Origin of the sequence: Pedobacter agri PB92, from assembly GCF_000258495.1 — a bacterium.
Classification (GTDB): Bacteria; Bacteroidota; Bacteroidia; order Sphingobacteriales; family Sphingobacteriaceae; genus Pedobacter; species Pedobacter agri.
In genome coordinates, this window is the sequence record NZ_AJLG01000194.1 from 1 (window position 1) to 8,692 (window position 8,692).

The 8,692-nt window shown below is 37.9% G+C and carries 7 protein-coding genes and 1 pseudogene; 3 read left to right on the forward strand and 5 right to left on the reverse strand.

The features are described from left to right. Both tyrS and ON09_RS20415 read right to left on the reverse strand, forming a co-directional pair. Positions 1-588 (reverse strand): tyrosine--tRNA ligase (gene tyrS / locus ON09_RS20410; RefSeq protein ID WP_010602926.1); only part of this gene is annotated, 588 nt, incomplete at its 3' end. A gap of 61 nt (positions 589-649) precedes the next feature. Beyond that, positions 650-1,942: a patatin-like phospholipase family protein gene (locus ON09_RS20415; RefSeq protein ID WP_010602927.1), complete on the reverse strand. Its 1,293-nt coding sequence runs from the start codon at positions 1,940-1,942 to the stop codon at positions 650-652. Between the two features lie 119 nt (positions 1,943-2,061). Here ON09_RS20415 and ON09_RS20420 point away from each other — a divergent pair, with 119 nt between their 5' ends. From ON09_RS20420 to dapA, 3 genes are all read left to right on the forward strand, one after another. After that, positions 2,062-2,739, forward strand: coding sequence for an ACP phosphodiesterase (locus ON09_RS20420; protein ID WP_010602928.1), 678 nt, complete (start codon positions 2,062-2,064; stop codon positions 2,737-2,739). 231 nt (positions 2,740-2,970) lie between these two features. Next, the gene (gene ligA / locus ON09_RS20425) at positions 2,971-4,983 is read left to right on the forward strand and encodes an NAD-dependent DNA ligase LigA (protein WP_010602929.1); all 2,013 of its coding nucleotides are present in this window, start codon (positions 2,971-2,973) and stop codon (positions 4,981-4,983) included. Positions 4,984-5,055: 72 nt separating this feature from the next. Next, positions 5,056-5,943 (forward strand): 4-hydroxy-tetrahydrodipicolinate synthase, encoded by an 888-nt coding sequence (gene dapA / locus ON09_RS20430; protein WP_010602930.1) that lies wholly within the window; start codon positions 5,056-5,058, stop codon positions 5,941-5,943. Positions 5,944-6,517: 574 nt separating this feature from the next. Here dapA and ON09_RS20440 read toward each other — a convergent pair. From ON09_RS20440 to ON09_RS20450, 3 genes and pseudogenes are all read right to left on the reverse strand, one after another. Continuing rightward, positions 6,518-6,694 carry a hypothetical protein gene (locus tag ON09_RS20440; RefSeq protein WP_010602932.1) on the reverse strand — a complete coding sequence of 59 codons (177 nt, stop codon included), beginning with the start codon at positions 6,692-6,694 and terminating at the stop codon, positions 6,518-6,520. 262 nt (positions 6,695-6,956) lie between these two features. After that, positions 6,957-8,198: an aminotransferase class I/II-fold pyridoxal phosphate-dependent enzyme gene (locus tag ON09_RS20445; RefSeq protein ID WP_029204511.1), complete on the reverse strand. Its 1,242-nt coding sequence runs from the start codon at positions 8,196-8,198 to the stop codon at positions 6,957-6,959. Between the two features lie 169 nt (positions 8,199-8,367). After that, positions 8,368-8,692, reverse strand: a pseudogene (locus tag ON09_RS20450) (cell division protein FtsZ); the annotation flags it as partial.

Below are 8,692 nucleotides of genomic sequence, written 5' to 3' on the forward strand. Positions count from 1 at the left end.
CTGGTCTGAGCCACCCATCTGAACCAGGCAGTTTTCGTTTTTCCACAAATGATAAAAATCGTAACCTTGAATCAACTGGTAGCAAAACTCCGTAAAAGATAACCCTGAATCGCCTTCTAAACGTCTTTTTACACTATCTTTCGCCATCATATAGTTCACAGTGATGTGTTTACCAACATCTCTGATAAATGTAAAAAGGTTCATATCCTTAAACCAATCGGCATTATTAACCATTACAGCACCATTGCCACCATCTTCAAATTTTAAAAACTTGGCCAATTGCGTTTTCATTCCTTTGAGATTGTGCTCAATCATCTCTGGAGTCTGGAGATTACGCTCGTCAGATTTTCCCGATGGATCGCCAACCATTCCGGTGGCACCACCAACCAAAGCAAAGGGTTTATGTCCGGCTTTCTGGAAATGAATTAAAGTCATGATTTGCGTTAAATGGCCCACATGCAATGAATCGGCAGTAGGATCAAAGCCAATATAACCAGAAGTCATACCCTCTTTTAACTTCTCTTCCGTATTCGGCATAATATCATGCAACATGCCACGCCACCTTAACTCTTCAACAAAATTCGTCATTGTACAAACACTTTTATAATTGTGCGTGCAAAGATAAAATTTTAGCTTAGTTTAAAGCAAATTAGTTGGCAACCGTAAACCAGGTTTTAAAATCGGCGTTGGCAGTATTAAAATCAGCATGTCCAATCAGGCAATTTAGTGCACCATCATTTCTAATGGCCTGGTTCGGAACGCCTGCATTATTCAGCCAGTTATCACATAGTTTTACAATTAGTGAAACTTCCTTATCTTCAACAGCATCCATATCCATGGAATTTAATGTTGCATATTCCTCGTTATTAATGCCGGGAGGTAAATCCCAATGTTTACCGCTCGCATCATTAATCATCATCGGGCGTAAAACAGGGTTCATCCTGATAAAATCAACTGGTTTGGCGGGCATAGATGAATTTAAAATCATATAAGCTACAAATGCCGCGGTATCTGGTGGGTCATTTAATATACTGGTTCCCATTTTCTGAATATCTTTTATCAAACCAGGTTCCTCATGTTTTGCTTTAAGTTCCTGATGTTTTACTGGTATTTCCTCATCAAATTGCAATTGCGAAACTGTGCCTGTACCAATAGACAAAACCTGGATATGTTCAATTTGGTATTGTTCGCGGTTGCAAATGGCTTCGGTAACCGCTGCCAGAACCGGGTTGTTGTTACCGGTTACGCCTCCGTCCCAATAATATTTTAATTTGTTGTTTACCTTAAAGGTAGCCGGCTCATTGAAATAATTCACTGGAGCTGTGCTCGAAGCATGAATCGCATCTACCAAACTTACCAAACAATCGGATGAGCTTTGTACAGCAGCTGGCAATTTTTTCAATTTACGTTCAATTACCGATGTTGAAGCCAAACTGTCACAATCAGTTCTGAATAACTCCGCCCGGTTGCGATAATAGTCATATCCAATGATTAGAAACTGTGTTTTAACATCACCCCCTATCGAAACATGCTTTGGTATATGCATTAAATCAATTTGAGAGATTTTGGGCAATATTTCTTTTAAAGCCTGATGTTTTCTTTTAGTGGCATACTTTGCTCCTATTTTAAATAACCTTGCTGCACTTGAGAGTAAACTTTTCTCCCAGAAACTTAATCTTGAAAAAACCTTGCTTCTTAGTTTTTCATCGCCAAAGATCTGCTCAATTTCAGATAAACGCAAATTTTCAGCCATTGCCGCAGCTACCAAACTTCCACCACTATTGGCGGCTACCAAATCAAATTTCGATAACACCTCATGCCCGGTGGGGTCAGGATTATTAAAAGTTTCGGCAAAGAGTTTACGTAAACATTTTACTTGAATGAGCGCCCAGGATCCACCTCCATCTAAAGACAGTATCCTGTAAGTTTTCGAATTAGCCATGATGATTTATTAGGGAAATTAAATTTATAATTTATTAGTTTACAAAACAATACGATTTCTACGCTGAATATCACTTAGTTTAAGTTCTTCAACATCAAAGAAAACATTAACTTGTGACCATGAACTTCCTATCGCATTACTACTTTGATAGATCAAATGATGATGCCAATGTGGTAATGGGAACCGTATTACCAGATCTGATTAAAAACGCATCCAAAGAGGCAAATTTATATCCTCAAAAAAATGAATTTTTATTCCTTGGAAACCCTGATGAGGAAGCCTTGCTAAAAGGTTGGAAAAGACATTTACAGGTAGACTTAATATTTCACTCCTCGACCTTTTTTTTGGAAAAAACAACACAGCTCAAACAGTTGATTAAGCCTGTTGTTGAAGCGACTTCAGTACGTCCTTCCTTTTTGGCACACATAGGCCTTGAGCTCTTACTAGACCATTTACTTATCGAACATAACCTGATTCAGGTTAATCATTTTTATGAAAAACTGGTTGCGGTTGAGAAAACTTCCTTAAATGATTTCCTGGCCCGTTCAGGATTAAAAAACCAATCAGTTTTCTTTAAATTTCTTGATGGATTTATCAGCAGTAAATACCTGTTGAGTTATCAAAAACTGGAAAACATCAGTTATGCACTTAATAGAATATGCATGCGGCTCTGGCCCGAGACTTTAAGTGAAAAACAATTAGAGGCGCTAACATTTGAGTTATCGATTTTTAAAACTGTATTAGAGAAAGATTTTATGGAAATTTTCGAAGAAATTGAGGGAAAGATGGTAAAATAGTTATGCCGTTAGATTTTAAAGAAGATAACTATTCTACAAATAAAAACTGGAAACCATGCAATCTGAAAGTTGAACTTTCAAATTACATTGGTTTATAGCGTTTTTGAACTTATTAAATACGGATAGTGCATTAGGCATTGAATAATTCCATTTTACCGATTTAAAATTTTTAACAGGTAAAAAAGTATCCTTCTATTTCTAAACCATTAAAATCAATTTATATTTGCTCTTATGTCGCTATTTGCAATAAGAGAAGAAATGGATGCGCTGGTTGCCGAGCTGAACCAGCATAATTATAATTATTATGTTTTGGCGATGCCAACCATTGGCGATTATGAATTTGATAAAAAGTTAAAGCATTTAGCCGACCTAGAAAAAGCCAATCCGGATTTTGCCGACCCAAATTCTCCAACCCAACGTGTTGGTGGCGACATTACCAAAAACTTTATTACCGTTCAGCACAAATACCCGATGCTTTCGTTGGGTAACACTTATAACGAGCAAGACCTTCGTGACTTTGATGAGCGTATCCGCAAAGCCATTGGTGATAATTTTCAGTACGTGTGCGAGTTAAAATTTGACGGATTATCCATCAGCTTAACTTACGAAAATGGAAAATTAGTTAGAGCAGTAACCCGCGGTGATGGTACCAAAGGTGATGATGTAACCAATAACGTTAAAACTATTCATACTATTCCGCACCAGATTAAAACCGAAAAAGCACCCGAACACTTCGAGATACGCGGTGAAATTTTTATGCATAAAGCAGCATTTCTTCGCTTAAATGCTGCCCGCGAAGAACTGGGCGAAATTCCCTATGCCAATCCACGGAACTTTGCTTCAGGAACAATAAAAATGCAAGACAGCAAGGAAGTGGCGAAACGCCCTCTGGATGGCTTTATCTATTTTTTATACACAGATAAAAATGAATTTAAAAATCACTGGGACAGTTTGAATGCTGTTAAAGATTGGGGCTTCCACGTTTGCGAGCATAACCGTTTGGTAAATAATATCGATGATGTACTGGCATTTATCCACCATTGGGAAACGGAACGATTCAAACTAAGCTACGATATCGATGGTATCGTAATTAAAGTAAATAGCTATGCGCAACAACAGGAGCTCGGTTTTACAGCCAAATCTCCACGTTGGGCAATTTCCTATAAATATAAGGCGGCAGAGGTTGAAACGGTCTTAGATAAAGTTACCTATCAGGTCGGTCGAACAGGTGCAGTTACGCCTGTTGCCAATTTAAAGCCGGTGTTACTTGCAGGCACAACAGTAAAGAGAGCCACCCTTCATAATGCCAACGAAATCGAGCGGTTGGATTTGCATGAAGGAGATACAGTTTTTGTAGAAAAAGGCGGAGAAATCATTCCGAAAATCATCAAAGTGAATTTAGAGAAGCGGCTAGCTGGATCAGTTAAAGTGCATTACCTGCACAATTGTCCGGAATGTGGAACCGAACTGATTAGAAAAGAAGGAGAAGCAGTACACTATTGCCCGAATGATGAGGGTTGTCCGCCGCAAATTGTAGGTAAGATTCAGCATTTCATTAGTCGAAAAGCAATGAATATTGATGGTTTGGGTGATGAAACCATTGAAACTTTTTACAAAAGAGGCCTGATTAATCACATTAGTGATGTATACACCTTGTTTCAGAAAGCTGATCAGTTAAAAGAGATTGAAAGATTCGGAGCACGTTCTATTGAAAACATGCTTGCTGGAATTGAAAAATCAAAAGAAATGCCGTTTGAAAAAGTTCTTTTTGGATTAGGCATTCGATATGTTGGCGAAACAGTTGCGAAGAAGTTAGCTGCTGGTGTTAAAAATATAGATAAACTTTCTACGGCAACTGTAGAGGAATTGATAGCCATTGATGAGATTGGGCAGCGTATTGCCGAAAGTATTGTTGAATATTTCTCAAATCCTGAGCATTTAAGGCAGATAGAATTATTAAAATTAGCGGGATTAGCTTTTGAAATTGAAGAAAAGGTAATTACACTTGATAGCGATACACTTATTGGAAAAACATTCGTAATTTCGGGCGTTTTTGAGCAATACAGTCGCGATGAGTTGAAAGATCTTATTGAAGCCAATGGTGGAAAAATATTAAGTAGCATTTCTGCTAAATTAAACTTCCTCGTTGCCGGAGATAACATGGGCCCTTCAAAACTAGAGAAGGCTACAAAGTTAAATATTCCAATTATTAGTGATACAGAACTTTTAGCAATGATAAAATAAAAATTATAGAACGGGTAAAAACGATTGAACATCCCTCAATCTATAATCAAAATTCAATAATTACAATATATAATGAACAAATTTCAGGGTACGGGGGTAGCATTAGTTACACCCTTTAACACAGATGGATCAGTTGATTATAACGGTTTAAAAAACCTGATTAATCATTTGGTGGAAGGAGGAATTGATTACCTCATTTCTTTAGGAACAACCGGCGAAACCGCTACAATGACTAAGGAAGAGAAGAAGAAGGTGTGGGCCTATACCGCTGAAGTTAATGATAACCGATTGCCACTTGTTGCAGGAATTGGCGGAAACAATACCCTAGCCGTTGCCGAGGAAATGAAAAGCTTCGATACAAACGGTTACAGTGCAATTCTATCGGTCAGCCCCTACTATAACAAACCCACACAAGAGGGAATTTACCAACACTACAAATACCTGGCGGAGATTTCTCCTTTGGATTTGATGTTGTATAACGTTCCTGGACGAACAATGAGCAACATGAGCCCTGAAACGACTTGCAGGCTAGCCCATGACTTCAAAAATATTATCGCAACCAAGGAAGCCTCTGGAAGTTTTGATCAGTTCAATCAAATTATGAGGGATAAACCTGAAGACTTTCTATTGATTTCCGGAGATGATCCTGTTACCCTACCGATGATGGCTTTGGGCGCATCAGGCATTATTTCTGTCATCGGAAATGCATTGCCAAAACAGTTTTCGGATATGGTAAGGTTGTGCATGGCTGGCGATTTTAAAGGTGCTACACCCGCACACTTAAGTTTAGTGGAATTTACCCGCCTGGCTTTTGCAGAAGGCAACCCGGCAGGAATAAAGGCTGCCTTAAAACAATTGGGTATATGCGGAGATACAGTGCGTTTACCGTTGGCTAAAGCCTCATCGTCCTTAGAGCAAGCTATTGCGCTAGAATTGGAAAAACTTAGTCAGCCGGCATAAACTGCGCTAAAAAATATTCGGTTTCCTTTCCGATCAAAAACAGGTTAATCTTTTGCTACATAAAGCATCTGGATTAACCTGTTTTTTTTGGGCAATTGAAAAATTACAAATTTCAAAACCATAAAAATCAATAGATTACAAATTTGAAGGTTTCTTTATCACCAATATCAAAATGGGAATGAAATAACGACCATTATGCAGGCCCCATTATTGAATCGCGATCAGTACACACAAATTAAACATCACGGAAAAGTTATTTATATAACTCTGGCAGGTATCATGCCAGGCTGCAAAGTTCTGCAATTGTTCCCATCGGAACAACGGAGAGAACCTTTAAGCAATCGAAGAAAACAGCGGAACTGGTTTCAGCTTCAGCTGATGGAAATAAGATCTATCGCGTTTCAAGAAGAACTTTTGATTCCATTAATGCACCTTATTTTTCCTTCTACTATTTTCATAATGGTAAGTTGGTCCGTTATGAGCAGTCGGAAAGAAGTGATGATTACAAATTTATCCTATTAACAAAAAAGTCCCGATGCGTATCGGGACTTTCCTGTTATAAATATCTTTAGGTTTAAGCTTTGTTTTTCGTATCCTGCACTTCTAAACGAATGGCTTGAGCTAAGTTTTTTAAATCCTGCATGCCTTTACGTACTCTGGTTCCAGCAGCGCTGTTGCCTTTGTTATAAAACTTGTCTGCATCAGCTTCCAAAGCTGCAACTAAACTTTTTACTTCTTCAAATTTTTTCATTTTTTAGTACTCCTATAATTTTAAAGGTTTGAGTTTTAATTATCTAACTCTAATTTAAACTGTTTGTTGTATAAAAAAAATTTTTAGCCGCATAAAAAAATACCTTTAAAAGCGTTTTTTTCCACAATTAAACGATTTATGAACAGCTACAATTACCACACACTAATTAAAACACTATAAAACAGCAACTTACGATCATTCCAAAATAAAAAAGCCCTTTAAACGAGTTTAAAGGGCTTAAAAAAAAATTAATGCTGATCTTTTATACAATGGCGAACTGATTCTCCTTATAATAGCCATTTTCAAGCTTTTCAGATACTTCACTGAATGCATCTAATGTACGTTGTACATCTTCCAGTGTATGAACAGCCGTAGGAATTAAACGCAATTCTATCATTCCTTTTGGAATAACAGGGTAAACCACAATCGAACAAAAAATACCATAGTTCTGGCGTAAGTCGAAAGTAATAGCGGTAGCATCTGTTAACTCTCCCTTTAAAAATACAGGTGTAACAACTGAATCCGTCACCCCCAAATCAAAGCCGCGTTCACGCAAGCCTTTTTGAAGTGTCATCGCAATTTCCCAAAGTTTATCTTTAAGCTCAGGCTTGCTTTTCAACAATTCTAAACGTTTGATCAATCCTTTCACCATTGGCATAGGCAATGCTTTAGCGAAGGTTTGCGAACGCATGTTGTACCTTAAGAAATTAGTGATCTCTTCTGTAGAAGCTACGAAGGCGCCAATGCCAGCCATTGATTTAGCGAATGTACCAAAGTAAACATCAATACCTTCAATACAATCCTGCGCCTCATGTGTTCCGGCACCAGTTTTACCCATTGTTCCAAAACCATGTGCATCATCAACCAAAATACGGAAATCGAAGTCTTTCTTCAGATCTACAATTTCTTTAAGCTTGCCTTGTGCACCACTCATACCGAAAACGCCTTCGGTAATTAATAAGATACCACCGCCAGATTCATTGGTTAATTTGGTAGCACGCTCCAGTTGTTTACGGGCACTTTCGATATCATTGTGTTTGTAAACAAAACGTTTACCCATATGCAAACGTAATCCATCGATAATACAAGCGTGAGATTCAGCATCATAAACGATTACATCATTCCGATCTACCAAAGTATCGATGATGGAAACCATTCCCTGGTAACCGTAGTTTAACAAAAAAGCATCTGGCTTACCTACAAACTCGGCAAGTTCCTGCTCCAGTTGTTCATGATATTTTGAGTTACCGCTCATCATACGGGCACCCATTGGGTAAGCCATACCAAATTCGGCAGCAGCATCAGCATCTGCTTTTCTTACTTCTGGGTGGTTGGCCAGGCCTAAATAGTTATTTAAGCTCCAAACCAAATGCTCTTTTCCTTTAAATTGCATGTGTGGTGCAATTTCTCCCTCTAATTTTGGAAATGAGAAATACCCATGAGACCATTTCTGGTGTTGACCAAGTGGCCCCATGTGCTTTGCTATCTTATCAAATATATCCAATGTATTATGTGTTTTTTTATAATAAATTTTTGCGAATTTACGGTTTATTCGTCTTAAAATCAACCACATTAATCTGCTGGCTGTAAATTAAGATTTTTTAACAATTTAAATTTATGCCAAAAAAAGCCCCGAGGATTAATCGAGGCTTTATAATTATATTTGGTTTGATCTAGTCAACATTATCGTGTAAGAATGAATTGTTTGGTCTGATTTCTGTACCGCCATCCTGGTCATTACTTAATGTGAAACGACTTACTTGTGATTCAGAAGAATGCTGAACCTGTTGCAACTGCATTTGCTTGCGTTTATAAGCCGGCTCATTTTCCAATTCCTGTAAACCATTGGTGGTACGCAATTTCATGCTCAAATCTTTTAAACGTAAAATACGTTCTTTAGATTTTTTCAATTGTTCCTCCATCGATTCATCATTTTTATCATCATCTAAACCGACAACAGGAATTTCAGGTTCTGGCTCTGGCGCTGGTGTAGGTGCA